Annotated in this window: 19 protein-coding genes; 5 read left to right on the top strand and 14 right to left on the bottom strand. The window is 64.4% G+C overall.

Features of this window, described 5'->3' with window-relative positions; all coding sequences use genetic code 11:
• Positions 1-6: 6 nt before the first annotated feature.
• From LZC95_36235 to LZC95_36250, 4 genes are read right to left on the bottom strand one after another with little or no spacing between them, the layout of a single operon-like run.
• Positions 7-759: a pyridoxine 5'-phosphate synthase gene (locus tag LZC95_36235; protein WXA91889.1), complete on the bottom strand. Its 753-nt coding sequence runs from the start codon at positions 757-759 to the stop codon at positions 7-9.
• A 36-nt stretch (positions 760-795) separates the two neighbouring features.
• Positions 796-3,966 (bottom strand): S41 family peptidase, encoded by a 3,171-nt coding sequence (locus LZC95_36240; protein WXA91890.1) that lies wholly within the window; start codon positions 3,964-3,966, stop codon positions 796-798.
• A 50-nt stretch (positions 3,967-4,016) separates the two neighbouring features.
• Positions 4,017-4,820 (bottom strand): methyltransferase domain-containing protein, encoded by an 804-nt coding sequence (locus LZC95_36245; protein ID WXA91891.1) that lies wholly within the window; start codon positions 4,818-4,820, stop codon positions 4,017-4,019.
• 28 nt (positions 4,821-4,848) lie between these two features.
• Positions 4,849-6,036 carry a hypothetical protein gene (locus LZC95_36250; GenBank protein ID WXA91892.1) on the bottom strand — a complete coding sequence of 396 codons (1,188 nt, stop codon included), beginning with the start codon at positions 6,034-6,036 and terminating at the stop codon, positions 4,849-4,851.
• A 113-nt stretch (positions 6,037-6,149) separates the two neighbouring features.
• Between LZC95_36250 and LZC95_36255 the strand changes: the two genes are divergently transcribed.
• From LZC95_36255 to LZC95_36265, 3 genes are all read left to right on the top strand, one after another.
• Positions 6,150-7,223 (top strand): oxidoreductase, encoded by a 1,074-nt coding sequence (locus tag LZC95_36255; protein ID WXA91893.1) that lies wholly within the window; start codon positions 6,150-6,152, stop codon positions 7,221-7,223.
• A 132-nt stretch (positions 7,224-7,355) separates the two neighbouring features.
• The gene (locus LZC95_36260; protein ID WXA91894.1) at positions 7,356-8,225 is read left to right on the top strand and encodes a lysozyme; all 870 of its coding nucleotides are present in this window, start codon (positions 7,356-7,358) and stop codon (positions 8,223-8,225) included.
• 76 nt (positions 8,226-8,301) lie between these two features.
• The gene (locus LZC95_36265; GenBank protein WXA91895.1) at positions 8,302-9,111 is read left to right on the top strand and encodes a lysozyme; all 810 of its coding nucleotides are present in this window, start codon (positions 8,302-8,304) and stop codon (positions 9,109-9,111) included.
• A gap of 132 nt (positions 9,112-9,243) precedes the next feature.
• Here the strand turns inward: LZC95_36265 and LZC95_36270 are convergent, their stop codons facing one another.
• Positions 9,244-10,764, bottom strand: a complete 1,521-nt coding sequence (locus tag LZC95_36270; protein WXA91896.1) for a GMC family oxidoreductase N-terminal domain-containing protein — start codon at positions 10,762-10,764, stop codon at positions 9,244-9,246.
• A gap of 24 nt (positions 10,765-10,788) precedes the next feature.
• On the opposite strand from LZC95_36270, the gene LZC95_36275 reads away from it, so the two are divergent.
• On the top strand, positions 10,789-11,121 hold the full coding sequence (locus LZC95_36275) for a DUF952 domain-containing protein (protein WXA91897.1): 333 nt from the start codon (positions 10,789-10,791) through the stop codon (positions 11,119-11,121).
• An 8-nt stretch (positions 11,122-11,129) separates the two neighbouring features.
• Here LZC95_36275 and LZC95_36280 read toward each other — a convergent pair whose 3' ends face one another.
• The 8 genes from LZC95_36280 to LZC95_36315 form a co-directional block, all read right to left on the bottom strand.
• Positions 11,130-12,902: an ABC transporter substrate-binding protein gene (locus LZC95_36280; GenBank protein ID WXA91898.1), complete on the bottom strand. Its 1,773-nt coding sequence runs from the start codon at positions 12,900-12,902 to the stop codon at positions 11,130-11,132.
• 12 nt (positions 12,903-12,914) lie between these two features.
• Positions 12,915-13,211: a DUF2160 domain-containing protein gene (locus LZC95_36285; protein WXA91899.1), complete on the bottom strand. Its 297-nt coding sequence runs from the start codon at positions 13,209-13,211 to the stop codon at positions 12,915-12,917.
• Positions 13,212-13,213: 2 nt separating this feature from the next.
• Positions 13,214-14,011, bottom strand: coding sequence for a carbohydrate ABC transporter permease (locus LZC95_36290; protein WXA91900.1), 798 nt, complete (start codon positions 14,009-14,011; stop codon positions 13,214-13,216).
• Positions 14,008-14,877: a sugar ABC transporter permease gene (locus tag LZC95_36295; protein WXA91901.1), complete on the bottom strand. Its 870-nt coding sequence runs from the start codon at positions 14,875-14,877 to the stop codon at positions 14,008-14,010. Before LZC95_36295 ends, LZC95_36290 begins: the two co-directional genes overlap by 4 nt.
• Positions 14,870-15,985 (bottom strand): ABC transporter ATP-binding protein, encoded by a 1,116-nt coding sequence (locus LZC95_36300; GenBank protein WXA91902.1) that lies wholly within the window; start codon positions 15,983-15,985, stop codon positions 14,870-14,872. The genes LZC95_36295 and LZC95_36300 overlap by 8 nt, the downstream gene beginning before the upstream one ends.
• A 2-nt stretch (positions 15,986-15,987) precedes the next feature.
• Positions 15,988-17,109, bottom strand: coding sequence for an ABC transporter ATP-binding protein (locus LZC95_36305; protein WXA91903.1), 1,122 nt, complete (start codon positions 17,107-17,109; stop codon positions 15,988-15,990).
• Positions 17,110-17,215: 106 nt separating this feature from the next.
• Positions 17,216-17,596 (bottom strand): DUF779 domain-containing protein, encoded by a 381-nt coding sequence (locus LZC95_36310; protein ID WXA91904.1) that lies wholly within the window; start codon positions 17,594-17,596, stop codon positions 17,216-17,218.
• Between the two features lie 14 nt (positions 17,597-17,610).
• Positions 17,611-19,131: an aldehyde dehydrogenase family protein gene (locus tag LZC95_36315; GenBank protein WXA91905.1), complete on the bottom strand. Its 1,521-nt coding sequence runs from the start codon at positions 19,129-19,131 to the stop codon at positions 17,611-17,613.
• A gap of 260 nt (positions 19,132-19,391) precedes the next feature.
• On the opposite strand from LZC95_36315, the gene LZC95_36320 reads away from it, so the two are divergent.
• Positions 19,392-21,266 (top strand): sigma-54-dependent Fis family transcriptional regulator, encoded by a 1,875-nt coding sequence (locus tag LZC95_36320; protein ID WXA91906.1) that lies wholly within the window; start codon positions 19,392-19,394, stop codon positions 21,264-21,266.
• Between the two features lie 11 nt (positions 21,267-21,277).
• Here the strand turns inward: LZC95_36320 and rsgA are convergent, their stop codons facing one another.
• Positions 21,278-22,384 (bottom strand): ribosome small subunit-dependent GTPase A, encoded by a 1,107-nt coding sequence (gene rsgA, locus LZC95_36325; protein ID WXA91907.1) that lies wholly within the window; start codon positions 22,382-22,384, stop codon positions 21,278-21,280.
• Positions 22,385-22,464: the final 80 nt, after the last annotated feature.

Here is a 22,464-nt window from a genome sequence, read left to right on the forward strand (position 1 = left end):
AGCGTACTAGTGCGAACGCCCTCGGTCGATGGCCTCGGCCATGGCGCGCACCGCTCCACCGAGCGAGAGGAACACGGCGTCCGCAATGACGGCGTGACCGATGTTGAGCTCGACCAGCTCGGGGATCTTCACCAGCTCGACCACATTCTCGCGGGTGAGTCCGTGGCCGGCCGCCACCTCGAGGCCCAGCCGATGTCCAAAGGCCGCGCCCTTGGCCAGCCGGTCGAGCTCCCGCTTGCGGGCCGCCGGATCGTGGAAAGCATGCGCGTATTCGCCCGTGTGGAGCTCGATCTGCTGCACCCCGAGGCCGTGCGAGGCTTCGATCTGCGCCTCATCGGCAGCGATGAACAGACTCACCTTGATCCCCACGTCGAGCAGCGCCCGAACGTACTCACCGAGAACGTCGCCACCGGCCCGCACGTCGAGCCCGCCCTCCGTGGTGCGCTCCTCACGCCGCTCCGGAACGAGGGTGACGACGTCCGGCGACGTCTTCTGGGCAATCGCGACCATCTCCGCGGTGGCCGCCATCTCCAGATTGAACACCTCGTCGGCGTCGCGCAGAAGCTGCCCTATGCGGCGAACGTCGTCATCGACGATGTGACGCCGATCCTCGCGCAGGTGCGCCGTAATGCCGTGCGCACCCGCCATGATACAGGCGCGCGCCGCCTCGATGGGATCAGGGTACGGGGTCTGCCGCGCATTGCGGAGGGTCGCGACGTGGTCGATATTGATGTGAAGGCGCATGCCCTGCATCTGCATACCCGCAGATGTAGCAGAGCCCGCGCCTTCTGCTCGCTAATCGTTGTCCGCCCCTGCTGCGTTTTCGGCGAGATCGTCGTCGGTCTTCGGGGTGGACAGGAGTTCACCGTTCGGGCCGTCGCGGCGCACGATGAAGGTCTTGCGGGTCGTGGTGTCCGGGCTCTCCCGGGCCACGATGCTGACGATGTTCACACCGGGCCGGAGCGGAAGATCCGCCTCGAAGGGCATCTTCTTCGGATCGGCCCCGCCGCGGTTCGAGCGATAAAACACCTTGCGCGAGCCCACGAAGATGAAGGCATCGAGCAGCCGCTCGCTGTCCAGCGCCGTCGCCTTGATGGCCGTGTGTGCATCGCGCGTGAAGAGCGACGTAGCCGCCAGCTCGATGGCCGGGGGCGCATGCGCCATCGTCTCCTCGAAAGCCACAGCCCCGCCGGCCGCGCCGCCCGGCTCGAGGTCCCGCGTACGGGCGAAGGCAAAGCGCCCGCCGCCCAACGCGAGCTTCGTGTAGTCGTTGGCCGTGGCCATCACCCCGGCCGATGCGCCACCCGGCAGCTTGCCCACCAAGCGCGCACCGCCCTCGGGCGACTCGAACAGCTCGGCGCCCGAGCCCTTCGCGCGCATGGCCCCCGACCCTGCCTGCAGCGCAATCGGCGCCGCAATGGGCATGCGGATCTTCTCGGCCACCGATTCGCGCAAATCGCGGTCGGCAATGGAGAGCTCCACCTTGGCCTCGGCGTCGGGAAGCTGCGACTGCACGTCGAAGGTGAAGGCCACCTTGCGCGTCTCGCCCGGGTTCATGCTCGACAAGTCGAAGCGGCCATCGTGCAAGAGCAGTCCGTCGCCCGAAAGGTTGCGCAGGTTGGCCTGCGTCTCGTACGAGCGCCCCTTCCCCACGTTGCGAACCGTGAGGTACACGGTCACGCCCTCGTCCTTCTGAATGCGCCCGTCGCCGTTGCCCTTGCGGTTGTCCGCGACCTGGTAGGCATACGCGAACACCGGCCGCTCGAGCGCGCGAATCGTTGCGCGGAGCTCCGCATCGGCCGGCGCACGCCCGCGGGCCTCCTCGAAGTGCAGCTTGATGCCATCGGCCCGCGTCAGTGCATCGCGCGGAATGCGGCACACGCGCGGGGCATCCTTGGGCAACACCGCCGTCGAACCGGGGCGGTGGCCCTCGACGTCGCACCATCCGAGCGGCGCCGTCGCCGTCTTGCTCTTGCCCGGATCGAGCCGGCCAATGACCAGCTCCTTGTTGTCGAAGTACGGGTTGTCGCTCTTCGTCACCGCGTAAAGCCGGAAGAGCGGCGTCGTGCCCTTGTTGGTCAAGGTGACCTTCACGGTCATCGGATCGCCCGCCTGCACCTCGTTGTTCGGGCGCTCGGTCTCCACCTTGACATCCACGGCTGCCGGCGGCGCGGGCTGCTGCACTTGCGCAACGTCGGCCGGGGCATCCGCCCAATCGACGCCAATCGTCTTCAACTCCGCCGCGACCTTGTTCAACTCCGTGCCACGCACTTCGTTGATCACGTTCTTCGCAGCGCGCAGCTGGTCGAGTCGCTTGCCCGGTGCCACCTTGGCCACGAACTCACGCGCGAAGCGGATCTGGAAATCCATCGCGAAGTTGTCGTCCGGATCGCCCCCGCGCTCGCGCAGCTCCTGCCGATCCTTCTGCGGCAGGTCGTAGCGCACCACCTCCGACGGCCGCTGCCCCTCGCGGGCGCGCGCATTGGAGAGGCTACGCGACAGATCGCGCTCCTTGATGCCGCCGGTGTCGACGGTGAGGTCCATCTCCTGCGAGTCCACCGTCATCGGATCGAGCTGGATGTCCGGGGTCACACCCGTGCCCTGGATCGACACGTCTCCCGGCTCGGTGAGGTACTGCGCGATGGTCAGCTTGAGCGCCGCCTTGTCCGGAAGCTCCGCAAAAACGAGCTGCACGCTGCCCTTGCCGAAGGTCGTATCGCCGATCAGCACCGCGCGATCGTGGTTCTTCATCGCACCGGCCACGATCTCGCTGGCGCTGGCCGACGAGCCGTTCACCAGCAACGCAATCGGGTAATTCGGCTCCGTGCCATCGACGTGCGCGCTCTTCTCCTCGCGCCCCTCGCTCGGGTTGCCCACGGTGGCCACGATGGGGCCCTCGGTGAGGAACTTGTCGGCCACCCGCGCCGCCTGGTCGAGCAAGCCACCCGGGTTCCCACGCAAATCGAGCACGAGCCCTTTCAGCTCGCCGCTCTTCTTCAAGTTGCGCAGCGCTTCGTCGAGCTCCGCCGAGCTGTTCGCCTGGAACTGCTTCAAGCGGATGTAGCCGATGTTGCCCTCGAGCAACTTCGACTCGATGCTCGCCACGCGGATCGTCTCACGCGTCAGCTCGAAGGGACGCGAGCCCTGCCATCCATCGGCACCATCGCGGTGCACGTGCACCGTGACCTTGCTGCCCGGCGCACCGCGCAGATGGTTCACCGCCTCGTTGAGCCCCATGTTGAGGGTCGACTCGGTGTTGATCTTCGTGATGCGGTCGTACTTGCGAATGCCCGCGCGCACCGCCGGCGTGCCCGGGATCGGGTTGATGACCGTGAGCTGCTGATCGCGGATCGAAATGACGATGCCCAAGCCGCCGAACTGGCCGCTCGTGGAGAGGCTCATCTCCTTGTAGGCCTCGGGCGAGAGCAGCACGCTGTGCGGGTCGAGCGTGTGCAGCATGCCGTTGCACGCGGCATATTCGACCTCGCGCAAGTCCACCTCGGTGCCGCGCAAGCCATCCTGCACGAAGGCGAAAACCTCGCGCAGGCGCGCGCTCACGTCCCACGGGCCCTGCACGTTGTCGATGCGGAACTCGCGCTCCTGCGTGTCGACGCGTACTTTGGCCGTAGGGGCGCCCTCGTCGTGGAGCACGATGACCTGCGCCACGTCGCGCTGCACGTAGTTGAGCGCCGACAGGAGCATCTCACGCGGCTTCACCCGCTTCGGATCGACGTAGCGATCGCGCACGTTGCGCAGCACCTCGTTGACGACCTTGAGCGACGTCAGATCGTACGAAGCCTTGTTCTGCAGGCCGAAGGCGGCATTGTTCGCCGCAATGGCCGGGGTGAGCCCTTCCCAGAGCCCACCGCCCTGCAAGCGTAGTGCGAGGAACGTCGCGAAACCGAAGCCGAGGAGCAAGGCACCCACGCGCACGAGTGCGCGGACGTAACGGGATTTGGCGGGCATGCGGGATTCAGTATATACGCGAAAGTAGGGGCCGGGGTTTCAGGGGGGTCTTACGCGATCGAGTTTCGTCGCAAGACTGCAACGTAGAACCCACCGAAATATGCCAGGGATGTGTCGGCCAGCTTTTCCTCGGCGCGACGCAGAAGCGAACCAACGCCCGGAATTTTCAGGGCAACGGCCGCCGGCGTGACGATACGGATGCCGTAGGCGCGTTCGAATCGCGCATTGGCGGGAATAATCTTCGAGATGACCCACGGCGGATCGAAGCGCGTGTAGACCGCATCTTCCTTGGTCTGGCGCGAGATCTTCCCGGCCGGGCCGAACCGTTTGACCAAGCCGCGAAAGCTGATCGGGTTGTAAAACTCGGCGAGAACGACACCGCCGGGGCGCGTGACGCGAACCATCTCCGAGAGCGCGCGGCCGATATCGGGCACGTGGGCGAGCACCTTGAAGGCACACGTGACGTCGAAGCTCGCGTCCTCGAAGGGAAGCTTGGTGACGGAGCCTTCTTCCACGGTGAGACCGCGGTCGCGGGCGCGCGAGAGCATGCCCGGCGACAGGTCGATGCCGCTCACGGTGCTGGCAAAGCCGGCGAAGCGCGACAGGAGCAAGCCGGTGCCACAACCGCACTCGAGGATGCTCTGACCTTTGCCGTAGCGCTCGACGAGGCGCACCTCGAGGTCGTCGATCAAGGCGTGGTAACCGACGGGGTCGTTGGGCAGACGGTGGCGTTCGTACGCTTGCGAAAATTCGTCGTAGTAACTTTTGGTCTCGAGGTCCTGCGCCAGCTCGTGCGCATGGTGCCGTCCGGCGCCGTTCATCGGGATGCTTTCGTTGGAAATCACGCTGGTCACTGGGGCCTCGCTTGGGCTTTACGGTACGTCATGGGCAGACTCGTCGCTCGAGCCAACTGCCACCCCCGTCTGTGTATTCGACCCAGATGGCGCCGAACCGATCGCGCACGATGGCGACATTCTGGACGGATGACCCGGAGGGTACAAAGCCGAAGGGCAAAAAGGATCCATCTTTAAGGTCGATTTTACCGAGCTCGAGCATGCGCATCGCGGAAGGTTCCGCGGCGATGGGCCGGACGCGCGCCACGACGATGGAAGAGCCCTCGGCGCGGCTGGTGTTGGCGGTGGCGGCGACAGCGGCGAAGTCGAAGCCGTTCGGGTAGAGCGAGACGTGCGCGGGCTCGTCCAGTCTGGGCGGAGCGTCGATGCGGATCAGGGCCAGGCCGAAGCCTGACTCGGCCGAGGTGGGCATGAGGCCGAAGGCGTTGGCGCCCGTGTCGACACCGAGCGCGCCGTGCACTTGGTGCTCGGAGCCTCCGCCGACGTAGATGACGGCATCGGTGCCAAGGACGAGCGACTTGGTCGGCGAGGCCGAGAGGTTTCGCGCATGAACAGGGCTCATGGCGCGGCGCGCGTCGATGGTCATCGCGAGGATGGTGTCGCGTCCCCGCGGGGCGAACACGACGTCGGTGGCACCGCTGCCGCTTTCGGAGATGCGCACGGGCGGTTGTTCGCCGAGACGTGCAAAGGCTTCGCTGGTGCGGCCTTCGCTGGTGGTGCGCGCGGCGAGGTAGCCGAGCACCGGTTGGTCGCCGAGCATGCCCGCGGTGACGACCGCGCCCATGTCGGCCTGCGCGACGATGGTATCGGGAGCTTCGAGCTGCGCGCGCAGGGCGCGGTGCACTTGGCCTTGCGCATCCGAGCAAAAGGCGAAGGGGCCGGCGGCCGCGCAGGCCGGGCGGGATGCGCGATCGGGTTGGCCGTCGAAAGCCTTGCGTGCGGGTTTCGCCGCAGCGGTGATGGGCACCGCGGGAACGGAGATGACGCGCGGTGAGCCGTTCTTGTGCCACACGATGTCGACGCCGGTGTCGGTCGCGATGAGGGCGGCGGGGCCGGTGAAGGGCTGCTGGGTAGGGCCAGAGAGAAGGCGGCAGGCGTTCGCGCCGGCGTCGGCCGGTGGAGGTGGGGGGGCGGTGGTCGTCGCAGGGGCGGGGGCGGCGTCGGGGGGGGAGACGGGGACGGGCACGGGCACGGGCACGGGGGCCTCGGCGTCCATGGTCGCGATCGCCTGGCGGCGATCTTTGCAAGATGCACCTATTGAAAGGAAGGCGCAGACGACGAACGCGAACCGACGCGAGAGCACGCAGAAGCTCTACACTCGTTCCCATCATGAACGACCATAAAAACGAAGGCAGAGAAGCACCCGTCGGGGTCGGCGTCATCGGTTTCGGAATGGCGAGCCGCATCTTTCATCTGCCCGCCATTGCAGCGGTGCCGGAGCTCCGCCTCGCCGCGATTGTGCAGCGCCAAGGTGACGAGGCTCGTGCAGCGTATCCGCAGGCCAAGCTCGTACGCTCGGTGGACGAGTTGCTCGCCGATCCGGACATCCAACTAGTCGTCATCGCCACACCCAACGATTCGCATTTTTCGTTGGCAGAGAAATCCCTTCTTTCGAACAAACACACGGTGGTCGACAAGCCGTTTACGATTCACCTGCACGAAGCCGAGCGCCTCGCGGCACTGTCACGCGAACGCAACACACTTCTCACCGTTTTTCAGAACCGCCGTTACGATGGAGACTTCCTCACGGTGCGCGATCTCGTGTCCAAAGGAACGCTCGGCCGCCTCGTGCGCTACGAGGCATACTACGACCGATTCCGACCCGAAGTGCGCAAACGCTGGCGCGAGCAGGCGGGCGAGGGCACGGGCATTCTTTACGACCTGGGACCTCACATCATCGATCAGGCACTCGAGCTCTTCGGGCTTCCCGAATCGGTCGACGCGCGCATTTTCCGGGAACGCGAGGGCGCCCAAACCGATGATGCATTCGAAATCGCTCTGCGCTATCCCGACCTGCGCGTCCAGCTCGGAGCCAACATGCTCGCCGCAGCGCAGCGTCCGCGATTTTATCTTCGTGGCTCGCAAGGCACCTTCGTCAAATATGGCGTCGACCCGCAAGAGGCCGAGCTCCTCGCTGGCAATCATTATGCGTCCGCCAATTGGGGCGAAGAAAAAGAAGATGCGTGGGGAACTGTATTCTCGGTACCGACTGGGGACAAAGCGATCCACCAGAAGATTGCGACGCAACGCGGCGATTACCGCGCTTACTACCGCGATGTTGCCAATGCAGTTCGCGCCAAAAAAGACGCTCCCGTGACGCCCGAACATGGAGTCCGCACAATGCGCGTTATCGAACTTGCACTCGCGAGCAATCGCGAGAATCGCGAAATACAATGGCGATAATTGCGAGTAGGCATACGTAGGAATGAAATTCGAAGATCTCTACCGGTAAATAAGGTTTCACTTATTTCCATTTTTGGTATGAAGCCACGTTCAACACGCCGTGCACCCTCCAAGGTTGAAGGGAGTTCCACGATGAACGTGAATTTCCGATTGAGCAGAATGGTTTGTCGCAATGCATGGATGGCGGGCGCCATCCTGCTTCTGGGAGTCGGCTGCGCTGCTCCCGCCGAAGGCCAGGACCCCGAGACGGATACCCAAAACGACGATCTCAGGGCAGGTTCGGAGGACCACACCGCCGGCTCCCAAATCCGATTGCACGAGGGAGCCGATGCCCCCGAAATGCTAACGGAGTCGGCGGACGCAGTGGCCGCCACGGTGCTGGGCTGTGACGTGAGCGGTCACCAAGGCAACGTGAATTGGGCGGCCGCTTGGAACGCGGGTGCGAGGTTCTGCTATGTCAAAGCGACCGAAGGCACTTCGTACCGCAATCCATATTTCGCGCAGCAGTACAATGGCTCGTACAACCAGGGGATGATCCGCGGCGCGTACCACTTCGCGCTGCCGAACAACTCCAGCGGTACGGCGCAGGCCGACTTCTTCGTCGATCACGGCGGAGGCTGGTCGTCCGACGGCAAGACACTGCCCCCCGCGCTCGACATGGAATACAACCCGTATGGAGCCACGTGCTACGGCTTGAGCGCGGCCTCCATGGTTCAGTGGGTGCGCGATTTCTCCAATCGGGTCCACGCGCGCACGCGCAAATATCCGATGATTTACACCAGCACGAGCTGGTGGTCGCAATGCACTGGAAACAACGGCAGCTTCGGCAGCACGAACCCGCTGTGGATTCCGCGCTACGGCTCCAGCGTGGGTACCTTGCCCGCGGGCTGGGGTTTCCACACCATCTGGCAATACGCCGATTCGGGATCGATGCCCGGCGACCAAAACCGTTTCAACGGAGCCTACGATCGGCTGCAGGCGCTCGCGACGAATCCCGATTGAGCGCAAACCTCGACAGGGCGGGCCTCCACTCCCGGGGGGCCCGCCTTTTTTCTTTTTTCAAATAAGGAGTTCTGCCGTGAAACGCCCTATTTGGATAATGAGCGCCAGTTTCGTCGCGATTGGCTGCGTAGCTCCAACCGAGCAATCCGAGAGTGAAACGCTGGCCCTGGGCTCCATCGATCATACGGCTGGCTCGCAAGTTCGTCTGCACGAGGGCACGGCCATCGATGTGCGGGGTGCGGACGCCCTGGTCGTGCAGACGCCGGGGTGCGATGTCAGCAGCCATCAGGGAAGTGTCAATTGGGCTTCCGCCGCCAACGCCGGCGCGAAATTCTCATACATCAAAGCCACCGAGGGCACGTCGTACAAGAATCCTTATTTCGCGGAGCAATACCAAGGTTGCCGCGATGCGGGATTGATTTGCGGCGCCTACCATTTCGCATTGCCCAACACCTCCAATGCCACTGCCCAAGCCGACTTCTTCGTCGACAACGGTGGAGGTTGGTCGGCCGATGGCAAAACGCTGCCGCCTTCTTTGGACATCGAATACAACCCTTACGGGAGCACCTGTTATGGCCTCAGCGCGAGTGCCATGGTCGCCTGGGTGCGCGAATTCTCCAATCGTGTAAAGGCCCGCACGAATCGTTACCCCACGATTTACACGAGCACGAGCTGGTGGTCGCAATGCACCGGCAACAACGCGACCTTCGGCACCACGAACCCCCTCTGGGTTCCCCGCTACGGCTCCAGCGTCGGCACCTTGCCCGCCGGCTGGAGCTACCAGACCATCTGGCAACACGCCGACTCCGGCCCCCTCCCCGGCGACCAAGACCGCTTCAACGGCGCCCCCGACCGCCTCCAAGTCTTCGCCTCTACCCCCGATTAGCTCCTCAGAAGATCCACAGGGAGGCGGGGAGGCGGGGAGTTTTTGTTGTTTTGGCAACGGTCGTCCAAGTTGGAGCACCGTGACCCAACCACAAAAACTCCCCGTCTCCCCGTCTCCCTGTTCAATTTCTCTTTAGGGTTCGCGCAGCCACTCGCCGAAGCGTTCGCCGATCATGAGGGACGGGAGGTTCGTGTTCGAGCTTGGAATCGTGGGCATCAGGCTCGCGTCGGCCACCACCAGGCCCTCGAGGCCGCGCACGCGACCGCGGCCATCCGTCGCCGCGTCGGGATCCGAATCCGGGCCCATGGGGACCGTTCCGCACGGGTGGTAGCCCGATCCGGTGATCTGACGAAGAGGCGTGCGCAGCTCGCCCTTCTTGTCGAAGGGGTTGCGCGGGTACACGATGCGCGCGACGGCGGTAATCGCTTTCGTCTGCGCGAGGCGGCCGATGATGCGAAGCGCCTCCCGCATGCGCTCCTGGTCCTGCTCGTCGTCCAGGAGCCGCGTATCGAGCACCGGCGCGGCGTCTGCACGGGCCGACGGAAAATGGATGCGCCCTGCGCCGCGGGGCTTGCCCAGGCACACCGCCAAGGTCACCCCGGGAAGCGAAGGACCGAGCGGCACGAAGGACCCGGGCTGAATCTGCATGTCGTTCGGGCACGAACTCCCCGCCGCGCCGTACCGGTTCGTCGTCTGCACGATGGGATGCTCGATGCTCGAAAAGCCCGCCTTGTGCGGCCAAAAGAAAATCGCACACCCCGGATGGTCCAACAGGCGCGAGCCTACCCCCGGCACGTGCGCCACCAACTCCACACCGAGACGCGCCAGCTCGTCGCGCGGCCCAATGCCCGAGCGCAGCAAGATGCCCGGTGTCGCCACCGCGCCGCCCGCAAGCACCACGCGATCGGCATCCAACGTGAACACACGCCCAAACCGCTCCACCTCCACGCCCTGCGCCCGCCGGTTCGTCACACGCACGCGTCGCACCAAGGTGTCGGGCACGATGCGCAAATTCGGGCGGGCACGCACCCGCGCCGTCAAATACGTACGCGCCGCGCTCATGCGCTCGCCATTCACCTTGTTCATCGCGTGCGGGCCCGCGCCGGTCGTCGTCGGATCGTTCGTATCCGCGCATGCCTCGAACCCGAGCTCGGCACACGCTTCGAGAAATGTCGCCTGCCACGGCACGAGTTCACTCGGCGTGTGGCGCCGAATCGGGATGGGGCCCTCCCGCCCATGCCATTCATTGTCGAAGTCCAAATCGCGCTCGAGACGCTTGAACGCCGGCAAACAGTGCTCCCAGGACCACTCTGGCAGGCCCAGCGATGCCCACTCGTCGTAGTCGTACGGCTGCCCGCGCAACGCGATGCACGTGTTCACCGCGGACGAACCGCCCACCACGCGCCCGCGCGGGTACGCCATCGGCAGCGCGCTCCAAAATCGGCTCGAGGTCGCGCGGTAGATGTAGCCCCAATCGTGGCGGCGCATGGAATTTTTCCGCCCGTTGCGAAGATCCGGCGGTAGCTCCGCACCTTCTGCGAGAGGGTAATCCGGCCCCGCCTCGACGAGCACCACTTCGTGCCGAGCATCCTCGGTGAGGCGTGCCGCCATCACCGCCCCCGCGGAACCCGCACCCACGACGATCGTTCGCATGCGCGAAGGAGTACTATCACCCCAATGCGTTGGCTCTTTCACATTGCTACGAGCGCAACCTGGTCAGCTTTCCAGGCCGACGGAAGCGATGCCTACACCGCACCGTCACTCGCGACCGAGGGCTTCATCCACTGCTCCTACCGCGATGCCGTGGCCGAAAGCGCGAAGCTCTACTTTCCCAAGGACGCGTCGCTCGTGGTCCTACGCATCGACCCGCGCGCGTTGACGGCCCCCGTCGTCGTCGCCAACACACCGCGCGGACCGATGCCGCACGTCCACGGCGCGATCCCTCGCGCCGCGGTGCGTGCGGTCTCTTCGCTCGCGGACTTCGCCCGCGAGCCCGACTCGATTACTTGACTGCCTGACTACTTGACCCGGCCTTCCTTCCACGCCTGCAACAGCTGCTCGTACGGAACGGTCTCGCCCTTCGGCTTCTCGTTCGCAAGCTTGCCCTTGGGCGCGCCCGGCTGATCGAACCAGTACTTCGGATCCTTCTTCTCGTTCAACTTGGGCGGGCAGTTCTTCATCCCGGCCTTCTCGAGCCGCGCCATCGTGTCGTCCATCTGCTCGGCGAGCGTGTCCATCGCGGCTTGCGGCGTCTTCTCGCCGGTGACCGCGCTGCTCACGTTCGGCCACCAAAGCTGCGCGAGCTTCGGATAGTCCGGCACGTTGGTGCCCGTCGGCGTCCACGCCACGCGCGCCGGACTGCGATAAAACTCGACGAGACCGCCGAGCTTGGGCGCAATCTTGGTGACCGCCTCGGACTTCAAGTCGGAGTCACGGATGGGCGTAAGGCCGGTGAGGAACTTCTTCAGCGACGTGGTCTTCGCCACCGTGAACTGCGCGTAGAGCCACGCGGCCTTGCGGCGCTCGAGCGGTGCGTTCTTGAGCATCGTCCACGAGCCCGCGTCCTGGTAGCCGAGCTTCGTGCCCTCTTCCCAGTACGGGCCGTGCGGCGAAGGAGCCATGCGCCACTTGGGCGTGCCATCTTCGTTCACGACCGGGAGCCCCTGCTTGGTGAGCGGCGCGGTAAAGGCCGTGTACCAGAAGATCTGCTGCGCGACGTTGCCCTGCCCGGGGACCGGACCGGCCTCCGAGAAGGTCATGCCCGCAGCTTCCGGCGGCGCGTACTTCTTGAGCCAATCGATGTACTTCGTGAGCGCGTACACCGCCGCGGGGCCGTTCGCCTCACCACCGCGCGCGACGCTCGATCCCGCCGGGTTGCATCCTTCGACGCGGATACCCCACTCGTCGACGGGCTTGCCGTTGGGGATGCCCTTGTCGCCGACACCGGCCATGGAGAGCCATGCGTCGGTGAAGCGCCAGCCGAGCGACGGGTCTTTCTTCCCGTAGTCCATGTGGCCGTAGACCTTCACGCCGTCGATGGTCTTCACGTCGTTGGTGAAGAAGTCGGCGATATCCTCGTAGGCGGACCAGTTCACCGGCACGCCCAGTTCGTAGCCGTACTTGGCCTTGAACTTCGCCTTCAACTCCGGCTTGCTGAACCAGTCGTAACGGAACCAATACAGGTTCGCGAATTGCTGATCGGGCAGCTGGTAAAGCTTGCCGTCGGGGCCCGTGCCGAAGCTCTTTCCGATGAAGTCGTCGATGTCGAGCGTGGGCAGGGTCACGTCTTTGCCCTCGCCGCTCATGAAGTCGGACAGCGGAACGGCGACGCCGTAGCGCATGTGCGTTCCAATGAGATCGCTGTCGTTGACGTACATGTCGTAAATCGCACGGCCCGACTGCATCTCGGTCTGCAGCTTCTCGATGACGTCACCCTCTTGGATGATGTCGTGCTTGACCTTGATGCCGGTGATCTCCTCGAAGGCTTTGGCCAGCGTCTTCGATTCGTAGACGTGCGTGTCGATGGTCTCGGACACCACGTTGATGGTCATGCCCTTCTCGCGGAAGGGTTTGGCCGCATCGCGGAACCACTTCATTTCCTCGAGCTGCTTTTCGCGCGAAAGGGTGCTCGGCTGGAACTCCGAGTCGACCCATTTCTCCGCGGCCTTGTCCAGCGCCGAGAGATCGGTCTGCGTGGCCGCAACGGGGGCCTCTTTCTTACTACACCCGGCTGCGGTGACGGCCACCGTCCCGAGCCCGAAATAGACCGCATATCGCGTTAGGAAGTTCATGGTTATCCTCGATTAGCCCCATCTTCCGATGGCGAGCATGTACAGAAGTGAGATACCGGTCGCAATCCACGGTGACGCGACTGTAAGAGCAATCCAAATCAAGTGGATGAATGCACTGCCAAGTAAGCCGATGAAGAGACGATCCCCGCGCGTCGTCGGCATCGGCAGAAAGCCTCGCCTTTCCACCGGCGGGGAGACGATTCCCCATACCGTAAAGCCCGCAATGAGCAAGGCGATCACGATGAAAAAGATGGCGGTGGGCGCCGTCCACACCATCCATCCCAGAGCCGAATCGGAAGCTTGCGGCATGGTCACACCCGCCCGAGGGCGAAGCCCTTCGCAATGTAGTTGCGGACGAATCCAATGACGATGGCGCCCGGAATCAAGGTGAGCACACCGGCGGCGGCGAGAACGCCCCAATCCATACCGGCGGCGCTCACGGTGCGGGTCATCGTGGCGGCGATGGGTTTCGCATCCACCGACGTGAGCGTTCGCGCGAGGAGCAATTCGACCCAGCTGAACATGAAGCAGAAAAACGCGGTGACGCCGACGCCCGCCCGCACCAGCGGCAGGAAGATGCGCACGAAGAAGCGCGCGAAACTGTAGCCATCGAGGTACGCCGTTTCGTCGATTTCACGCGGGATGCCCGACATGAATCCCTCGAGGATCCACACGGCCAACGGAACGGTGAAAAGCGTGTGCGAAAGGGCCACGGCCCAGGGCGTGTCGAAGAGCCCAATGCTCGAATAGAGCTGGAAGAACGGCAGGAGGAAGACCGCGGGCGGCGACATGCGGTTCGTGAGCAGCCAGAAGAACAGGTGCTTGTCGCCGAGGAAGCGGTAACGCGAAAACGCGTACGCCGCCGGCAATGCCACCAACACGGAGAGGACGGTGTTGATGGTCACGTAGCTGATCGAATTGAGGTAACTCTGACTCCAGCTCGGATCGGTGAAGATGATCGAGTAGTTGTCCAGCGTCGGCGACTGCGGGAAAAAGGTGAACTTGCCCAGGATCTCTTCGTTCGTTTTGAACGACATGCACACGAGCCAGTAAATCGGCACGAAGCTCGCGAAGAGGTAGAGCGGCGCGAGAAAACGGGAGCCCTTCATTTGCCGGCCTCGCCCTTGGAATTCATCGCCGTGTAGAAGATGTAACTGAAAAGCAGAATCACGAGAAAGTACACCAAAGAGAACGCGGCCGCCGGCCCGAGGTCGAAGCGCCCCACGGCGATGGTGGCCAGGTATTGGCTCAAGAACGTCGTCGAGTTGCCCGGGCCCCCGCCAGTGAGCACGAACGGCTCCGTGTAGATGGTGAAGCTATCCATGAACCGCAGGAGCACGGCGATGGTCAAGACGCCGCTCAACTTGGGCAGCTCGATGTAGCGGAAGATGGCCCAGCGTGACGCGCCATCGATCTTGGCAGCCTGATAAAATGCATCCGGAACGGCGCGCAATCCGGCATACGCCAGGAGCGCGACCAGTGGCGTCCAGTGCCACACGTCCATCACGACCACGGTGAGCCACGCGTGCACGGCGTTCGCCGTGTAGTTGTAATCGATGCCCATCGCATGGAGGGCCACGCCCCCGAGCCCGATGTCGCCGCGGCCGAAGACCTGCCAGATGGTGCCGACGACGTTCCACGGAATCAGCAGCGGCAGCGACACCAAGACGAGGCTCAGCGACGAACGCCACCCTTCGCGCGGGAGAACCAGCGCGAGACCCACGCCCAGCGGCAACTCGACGGCCAAAATCGAAAGCGAGAAGACGATTTGGCGCAAAAGCGCCCCGTGCAACTCCGGATCGTGCAGCACCTTTTGGAACCAATCGGTGCCCACGAAGATGCGCTGCTCGGGACCGAGGATGTCCTGCACGGAGTAATTCACCACCGTCATCAACGGGATGACCGCGCTGAAGGCCACGATCGCCACGACGGGCGTGACGAGGAACCATGCGCGATGGTTGATCGGCTTATCCATGGCTAGCCACCCCGCGTTCCTCGCTTGAAACGGCCTGGCCGTCGGCATAGAGCATCGCGCGCGACGCCGGCAACTCGAGCCACAGCGTCTCGCCCGCCGTGACCTTCGATCCCTCGGGCAACTTCACCTTGAGCTCCTGTTCGCCCTCCCCTGCTGAATACGAGGCGGACGCAATGACGTGCGTGCCCAGTTCCTCCACGTGGCCCACCGTGGTTCGAATGGCCCCGCGGGCCTCCGGCTCCGCACGCCGCAGAAACTCGGGCCGCACGCCCAACACGATGGGGCCTTTCGCGGCTCGCGCCTTGGCGCACACGTTCGCATCGAGCGGCACGCGGTGGGTGCCCACCACCGCCGCATCGTCCTCGACGGTGCACGGCAGGAAATTCATCCCGGGGCTTCCGATGAAGTGCCCCACGAAGGTGTGCGCCGGCCGCTCGAACAGATCTTCCGGCGTGCCTTGCTGCACCACACTGCCCACGTTCATCACCACCACGCGATCGGCCAGGGTCAAGGCCTCGACTTGGTCGTGCGTGACGTACACCAGGGTCACCGGTGTCGCCTGATGAATCTGTTTCAGCTTGCGCCGCAAATGCCACTTCGCATGCGGGTCGATGACCGTGAGCGGCTCGTCGAACAGAATCGCCGCCACGTCCTTGCGCACCAAACCGCGCCCCAGGGAAATCTTCTGCAGCTCGTCGGCCGACAATCCGCGCGCACGCCGCCCGAGCTGGTGGGACATTTCCAGCAAGTCGCCAATCTGCTCGACCCGCTGGCGAATCTCCTTCTCCGGTACCCGCCGATTCCGCAATGGGAACGCCAGGTTATCGAACACCGTCATCGTGTCGTACACCACGGGGAACTGAAACACCTGCGCGATGTTCCGCTCCTCCGGCGGCGCGTGCGTCACGTCCTTGCCGTCGATCAACACAGAGCCGACCGTCGGACGCAGAAGGCCTGAAATGATGTTCAACAACGTTGTCTTGCCGCACCCGGAAGGGCCGAGCAGCGCGTAGGCGCCGCCATCTTCCCACACCATTTCGAGCGGTTTGAGCGCGGGGGCTCCCCCGGCATAAGTATGCGAAATACCGCGAAGCTCGATGCGTGCCATGCTCAGTCCTTCGGGGCCGTCATGGCTGTCCTGGGGGCAGCGGCGGCCAAGCGTCCATTTTTCTCGAACGCGAAGAGTCGCCCAGCGTCGAGGTACAAATCGATCTTCGTGCCGGGCGCGACGCGAATCACGCCTTCCACTTGCGCGGTGAGCGTCGTCTTGCCGTGGGTGGCGTGCACGAGCGTCTCCGAGCCACTCGTCTCCGCAATTTCCACGTGCGCCGGTACGCGAATGTCGCTCTCCGCCCCTTGGGTAAGCCGCACGTGGTTCGCGCGAATGCCCAATCGGTACGTGCTCGCGGGCAGCTCCTTCAAATGCGCGGGCAGCGGAAATTGCACGTCGTCGGCAAAACGAATTTGCTTCTGCGCGCCATCGGTCACGTCCGCCGGCAGCACGTTCATCTGCGGATCGCTGAAGACTTCCCCCACCCGCTCCGTCGCCGGCGCGTGGTACACGTCGAGCGTCGCCCCACGCTGGATGACTTGGCCCTCGTCGATCACGACGATGTTGCCGCCGAGCAAAAGAGCCTCCACGGGATCGGCCGTCGCATACACGACCACCGCATCGTGCCGGCCTTGAAAGAGCCGCCGAATCTCCACCCGCATTTCCTCGCGCAGCTTGTAATCGAGGTTGGCGAGCGGCTCGTCGAGCAGGAGGAGATCCGCATCCTTCGCGAGCGCACGCGCCATGGCGGTGCGCTGTTGCTGACCGCCACTGAGCTCGGCAGGCAGGCGTTGAAGCAGGGCATCGAGCCGCAGCTTCTTGGCCGTCTCGCGCACCTTACGGTCGATCTCCTCCTGAGAAACGGTCTTTCTCAGCCGGAGTGGCGACGCGATGTTCTCGTAAACGGTTAGCGACGGGTAATTGACGAATTGCTGGTAGACCATCGCGACATTGCGCTGACCGGCCGCGCGCCGCGTTACGTCCATTCCATCTTGTTTCACTGTGCCCGTCGTCGGCCGATCCAAACCCGCAAGTAAGCGCAAAAGCGAGGTTTTACCCGCACGAGTGCGCCCGAGCAGGACGTAAAAGCCGCCCGGCTCCAGGGTCATACTGATGTTGGATAGGTAGGTTTCTCCGTCGACGATTCGGGTGACGTGATCGAGCTCGATCCCTTGCTTCACGGCGTCCTCAAACGCCGCAAGCTATCGGAGAACGCTTTTTGAATCCAGCTTTACTCCTGAGTTACATCTCAAGCTCGCGCTCAAGCTCGCATGGCTCGCATGGCGTTCAGAGTTGAGGCCCCCGTCGCAGGACAGGGAGCGATCGCAGCTCGTGCTCTCCAAAGACGCGGGAACGCACGATGAACCGGACGCCACTTGGCGCCTCGAGCGAGAACCCGCTGCCTCGCCCGGGCACCACGTCGAGCGTGAGCTGGGTGTGCTGCCAATAGTCGAACTGCGCGCCCCCCATGTAAAACGCGCAGCCGCCCACCTCGCCGAGGTAGACGTCGTTGACGCCAATGCGAAATTCTCCAATCGGATAGCACATGGGTGCGCTGCCATCGCAGCACCCTCCCGACTGGTGGAAGAGGAGCGGCCCATTCTCCTCCTTCAACGAGGCAATCAGCTCGAGGGCCGCCTCGGTTGCAAGCACTCGGGGAATCAACATCTTTCTTTTGCCGTCTAGAAGAGCCCCATCGCTTTTGGTGAATAGCTGACGAGTAGGTTCTTCGTCTGCTGGTAGTGCTGAAGCATCATCAGGTGCGTCTCGCGTCCGATGCCGGACTGTTTGTACCCGCCGAACGCCGCGTGCGCCGGGTAGAGGTGATAGCAATTCGTCCACACGCGCCCCGCGTGGATGGCGCGGGCTGCGCGGTACGCCTTCGTTCCATCGCGCGTCCACACGCCGGCGCCCAGACCGTAGAGTGTGTCGTTCGCAATCGAGATGGCATCGTCGAAGTCTTTGAACGACGTGGTGGAGACCACGGGCCCGAAGATTTCCTCCTGGAAGATGCGCATCTTGTTCTGCCCCGCCAGAATCGTGGGCAGGACGTAGTAGCCACCGGAGAGCTCCCCGGAGAGTTTGACGCGTTCACCGCCGAGGAGAACTTTGGCGCCTTCTTTTTTCCCGATATCGATGTAGCTGAGAATCTTTTCGAGCTGATCATTCGAGGCCTGCGCGCCCACGGTGGTGGTCGTATTCAGCGGATGGCCGGGCACGTGGCGCTTCGTGCGGGCAATCGCGCGCTCCAGGAAGCCTGCGTGGATGTTCGCCTGAATGAGGGCGCGCGAGGGGCAGGTGCACACCTCGCCCTGGTTGAGCGCGAACATGGCGAAGCCTTCGAGGCACTTGTCGAAAAAGTCGTCACTGTAGGAGACGACGTCGTCGAAGAAGATGTTCGGCGACTTGCCGCCGAGCTCCAAGGTCGCAGGAATGAGGTTCTCGGAGGCGTACTGCAGAATGAGACGTCCCGTGGTGGTCTCGCCGGTGAATGCGATTTTCGCGATGCGCGGGCTCGATGCGAGCGGCTTTCCTGCCTCTACACCGAAGCCGTTCACCACGTTCACCACGCCCGGCGGAATGAGATCGCCAATGAGCTCCATCAAGAGGAGGATCGACGCGGGCGTTTGCTCGGCGGGCTTGAGGACCACGCAGTTTCCTGCGGCCAGCGCGGGCGCGAGCTTCCACACCGCCATGAGAATGGGAAAATTCCACGGAATGATCTGCCCCACGACACCGAGTGGCTCGTGGAAGTGGTACGCCACCGTGTCGTGATCGAGCTCGGCCACCGCGCCCTCCTGAGCGCGAATGGCGGCGGCGAAATAGCGAAAGTGATCCACGGCCAGAGGGATGTCCGCGGCCAAGGTTTCGCGCACCGGCTTGCCGTTGTCCCACGTTTCGGCGACGGCCAACATTTCCAGGTTCTGTTCGATGCGATCGGCGATGCGATTCATCATCAACGCGCGATCCGCAGGCGACGTCATGCCCCAGCGCGACTTGACCTTGTGCGCCGCATCGAGCGCACGCTCCACGTCTTCCGCCGTCGAGCGCGGTACGTCGCAAAAGCCGTGACCCGTGACCGGCGTGATGTTCTCGAAGTACCTGCCCTTGACCGGCGGACACCACTCGCCGCCGATGAAGTTCTCGTAGCGCGACTTGAACTGCACCTTGGAATCGGACTGGTTCGGCGAGGAGTAGAGCATCGGGGTCCCCTGTAAAATGTCGGTCGCGGCACGGCCGCGGGTCTCCGGCAAAAATGACGCGCCCGGTACTTCGCAATGCACGTGCCGCCCTGTTGCGGTGCATTTTTCCCGCGAATCACGCCTGCACCTCCTATTGAGCTCGCAATATTTACGCATCGCGTCATGTCGAATTATCGGACATTTTACGCTTGACGCGCAGAGCTAGCTGTACTGCGAGGTCGCTCTAGCTCGGTCTTCCGCAGGCGGATACATTTGGAAGGGTGCTGGTTTTGACCGATCCCGGTGACGTAGAGGGCCGCACCGATCAACGGCGGGCACTCGCGTCACGGTTCGCGCGCGTGGAGGCATATGGACTTCGACGCGACGGCGATGACTATCCGATCGGTCCGAGCGATGCGGCCCTCGCTGATCGACGCGCCCGCATGGAGAGCATCTTCCGCGAGGAGCATCGGCGCCTCGCACAATTGCCTGGAAGCTTGGCAAATCGCTCGGTGTGCGCGCTCGTCTCGGATCAAGACGGGGTCATCCTTTCGCTGCACGACGGTGTCTCGTTTCGCGACACAGCCACACGGGTGCGGCTCGTCGAGGGCGCCGATTGGAGCGAACGCGCGCGCGGCGTCAACGCCATCGGGACGGCCATCGCCGAGCGGACGCCGGTCGCGGTGATCGGGCCTGCGCACTTCGAGCTGCGCAACGCGGGCCTCTTCTGCTACGCGTCGCCCATCTTCGATCCGCACGGCCGGCTCGTGGCCGTGCTCGACGTCACGGGGCCGATGGAGCGGCACGATGCCGGCTTCGAGCTGGTCGTGCGAACGAGCGCGATGTCCATCGAGCGCTCGCTGCGGGCGATCACGTATGCGCGCGCGGGATTCCGCAACTTGGGCGCCATCGAGCACCTGGTGAGCCGCGCCAGCGGGCCGACCATTCTCGTGGAGCCCCGCGGCCCGGTGTCGATCCACAACGAGGCCGCCCGCAGTTCGCTCTTGTCGGGGCGCGCGTTCGTCGATTGCCAGACGCTGTTCGGGATGGATTTCGACGAACTCGCGCGGATGGCGCGCGACGGTGGCGAGCCGCGATTCGAGACGCGCGATGGCGTTTTCCGCGTGAAGCTCGATCCGTTACTGGACGAGGGGGAGCACCCCTTCGGCATCATCGTGCACTTCGACCCCGTGGCGCGGGCGCCGCGACCGCCGGCGAAGGCTCTCGAACCCGCGACCAAAGAGGAGCTACCCGCACCGTTCGCGGAGATCTTCGCCACGGACGAAGCCGTGGTGAGCTCGAAATACCTGGCGGCCAAGTTCGCGAAGACCCAGTTGCCCGTGCTTCTTTTGGCGGAGACCGGGACGGGCAAGGAGCTGTTCGCGCGCGCTATTCACGCGGCGAGCGAGTGCGGGAGCGGCCCCTTCATCGCGGTGAACTGCGGCGCGGTCGCATCGACGCTGCTGGAGAGCGAGTTGTTCGGCTACGCACCCGGCGCCTTCACGGGCGCAGGACGGCGGGGCTCGGACGGCCTTCTGGGTGCGGCCCATGGCGGGACGCTGTTCCTCGACGAGATAGCCGAGATGCCCGCACCGCTGCAGGCATCGCTGCTGCGCGCGCTCGACGATGGCTCGTACCGGAGGCTCGGCGATTCGCGGCCGCGTAGGTCGGCGTTTCGTTTGATCGGAGCGACGTACCGCGATCTCGGTGCGATGGTCGAGCAGGGCGACTTCCGCACGGACCTTTTCTTCCGTCTCCACGGCGCGTGCATCCGCATCGCCCCGCTGCGCAATCGGACGGATCGCCTGGGCCTCGCGCAGGCGCTGCTCGAGAAGCATCATTCCGGCGGTGCCGGGGTGCCGAAGCTCGCGCGCTCCGCCGTTGCGTACTTGGAAGAGCACTCGTGGCCAGGCAACGTGCGCGAGCTGCGCAATGCGCTGGCCTACGCCGTGGCGCTCGCGGGCGATGGCCCCATCGAGCGCCACCACCTTCCCGAGCGGCTCGTGGGCTCCGGTTCTCCGACGCGCACGCGCGCCGAGGTGCTGCGCGAGGCAGCGGAGGAGGCGGTGCGCGCCTCCGGTGGAAACATCAGCGATGCCGCGCGCAAACTCGGTGTTGCGCGCGACACGCTGTACCGCATGCTGAAGAAGAAGTAGCTAGCGCGTAGCTACCTGTTCCCCTTCATGCGCTGAACCTGGCGCGACATCTTTCCCATCATGCGATTGCGCTGCTTTTGCTGGCGCGCCTCGTCGGTGCCCCGTCGTGCGCTGAGCCAACGCTGCTCCGCCTCGAGCTTTCGCCACGAGAGGAAGCGGTCTTCGGAGAGCTCTCCGGAGGCGAGTGCACCGAGTATCGCACAGCCGGGCTCCGTCTCGTGTTTGCAATCGCGGAAGGCGCATGCCTCCGCGAGCGCGTCGATCTCGTCGAAGCCGCGAGGGCTCGCGGCCACGTCGTCCGACCAGAGCGCGAGCTCGCGCAGGCCGGGCGTGTCGATGAGGAGTGCACCACTCGGCAGGACGAAGAGCTCGCGATGCGTGGTGGTGTGCCGCCCGCGCTCGTCGGCCACGCGCACGGCGCCTTCGCGCTGATGGCCCTCCTCTTCCAGGAGGCAGTTGGTCAGCGCCGACTTGCCAACCCCGGAGGCTCCGACCATGGCCAGTGTTTCCCCGCGGCGTGCGAGGGCACGAATCGAATCGATGCCCGCGCCGGTCGCGGCACTGGTGATGATCATCTGCGTGGAGCCGGCGACCTCGCTCACGGCGTGGAACAGCGGCTCGGGGTTCTCGCAAAGGTCCGCCTTGTTGAGAACGATGACCGGGGTGGCGCCGCCTTCGAGCACGGTGGCCACGAAGCGCTCGATGCGGCGGACATTGAGCTCCGCCGTGAGCGCGCTCACGATGAGCACCGTGTCGACGTTGGCCACGAGGACTTGCGGTCGCGTGCGGCGTCCTGCCTCTTTTCGCGTCAGCGATGACGTTCGCTCGAAGCGATGAACCACCGGCAGTGGCTCTGCCAGGCTATCGCCCCGAAGGCCTACCCAGTCGCCCACGACGGGCAGCTCGGAAGCGTCGACGGCGTCGTGGCGCAACTTGCCGGCGAGCACCGCGCGGCGGGTGCCGTGCGGACCGAGGACGTGAAGAAGACCGCGGCTCGCGAGAACGACGCGGGCCGGAACGACGTTTTCAAGGTGCTCGCCGAGCTGGCGATGCTGCGATTCGAAAAATGATGTCCATCCCAAGTGGGACATACGAGACACATCGTGTTGCAGATGCATGGGATTGAAATCCTCGTGACAGAGAGCCGTGTTCCTCTGCGTTGAAGTCAGGCGCGGCAATCCGCGTGCTTCCGGGGAGC

The organism is Sorangiineae bacterium MSr12523 (genome assembly GCA_037157775.1).
In the GTDB taxonomy this organism is placed as follows: Bacteria; Myxococcota_A; Polyangia; order Polyangiales; family Polyangiaceae; genus Pendulispora; species Pendulispora brunnea.

Excerpts from the sequence above, each read along its gene's own strand:
- LZC95_36235 (WXA91889.1), bottom strand. The coding sequence starts at position 759 with ATGCAGATGCAGGGCATGCGCCTTCACATCAATATCGACCACGTCGCG.
- LZC95_36240 (WXA91890.1), bottom strand. The coding sequence starts at position 3,966 with ATGCCCGCCAAATCCCGTTACGTCCGCGCACTCGTGCGCGTGGGTGCC.
- LZC95_36250 (WXA91892.1), bottom strand. The coding sequence starts at position 6,036 with ATGGACGCCGAGGCCCCCGTGCCCGTGCCCGTGCCCGTCCCCGTCTCC.
- LZC95_36255 (WXA91893.1), top strand. The coding sequence starts at position 6,150 with ATGAACGACCATAAAAACGAAGGCAGAGAAGCACCCGTCGGGGTCGGC.
- LZC95_36260 (WXA91894.1), top strand. The coding sequence starts at position 7,356 with ATGAACGTGAATTTCCGATTGAGCAGAATGGTTTGTCGCAATGCATGG.
- LZC95_36270 (WXA91896.1), bottom strand. The coding sequence starts at position 10,764 with ATGCGAACGATCGTCGTGGGTGCGGGTTCCGCGGGGGCGGTGATGGCG.
- LZC95_36275 (WXA91897.1), top strand. The coding sequence starts at position 10,789 with ATGCGTTGGCTCTTTCACATTGCTACGAGCGCAACCTGGTCAGCTTTC.
- LZC95_36280 (WXA91898.1), bottom strand. The coding sequence starts at position 12,902 with ATGAACTTCCTAACGCGATATGCGGTCTATTTCGGGCTCGGGACGGTG.
- LZC95_36285 (WXA91899.1), bottom strand. The coding sequence starts at position 13,211 with ATGCCGCAAGCTTCCGATTCGGCTCTGGGATGGATGGTGTGGACGGCG.
- LZC95_36290 (WXA91900.1), bottom strand. The coding sequence starts at position 14,011 with ATGAAGGGCTCCCGTTTTCTCGCGCCGCTCTACCTCTTCGCGAGCTTC.
- LZC95_36295 (WXA91901.1), bottom strand. The coding sequence starts at position 14,877 with ATGGATAAGCCGATCAACCATCGCGCATGGTTCCTCGTCACGCCCGTC.
- LZC95_36300 (WXA91902.1), bottom strand. The coding sequence starts at position 15,985 with ATGGCACGCATCGAGCTTCGCGGTATTTCGCATACTTATGCCGGGGGA.
- LZC95_36310 (WXA91904.1), bottom strand. The coding sequence starts at position 17,596 with ATGTTGATTCCCCGAGTGCTTGCAACCGAGGCGGCCCTCGAGCTGATT.
- LZC95_36315 (WXA91905.1), bottom strand. The coding sequence starts at position 19,131 with ATGCTCTACTCCTCGCCGAACCAGTCCGATTCCAAGGTGCAGTTCAAG.
- rsgA (WXA91907.1), bottom strand. The coding sequence starts at position 22,384 with ATGCATCTGCAACACGATGTGTCTCGTATGTCCCACTTGGGATGGACA.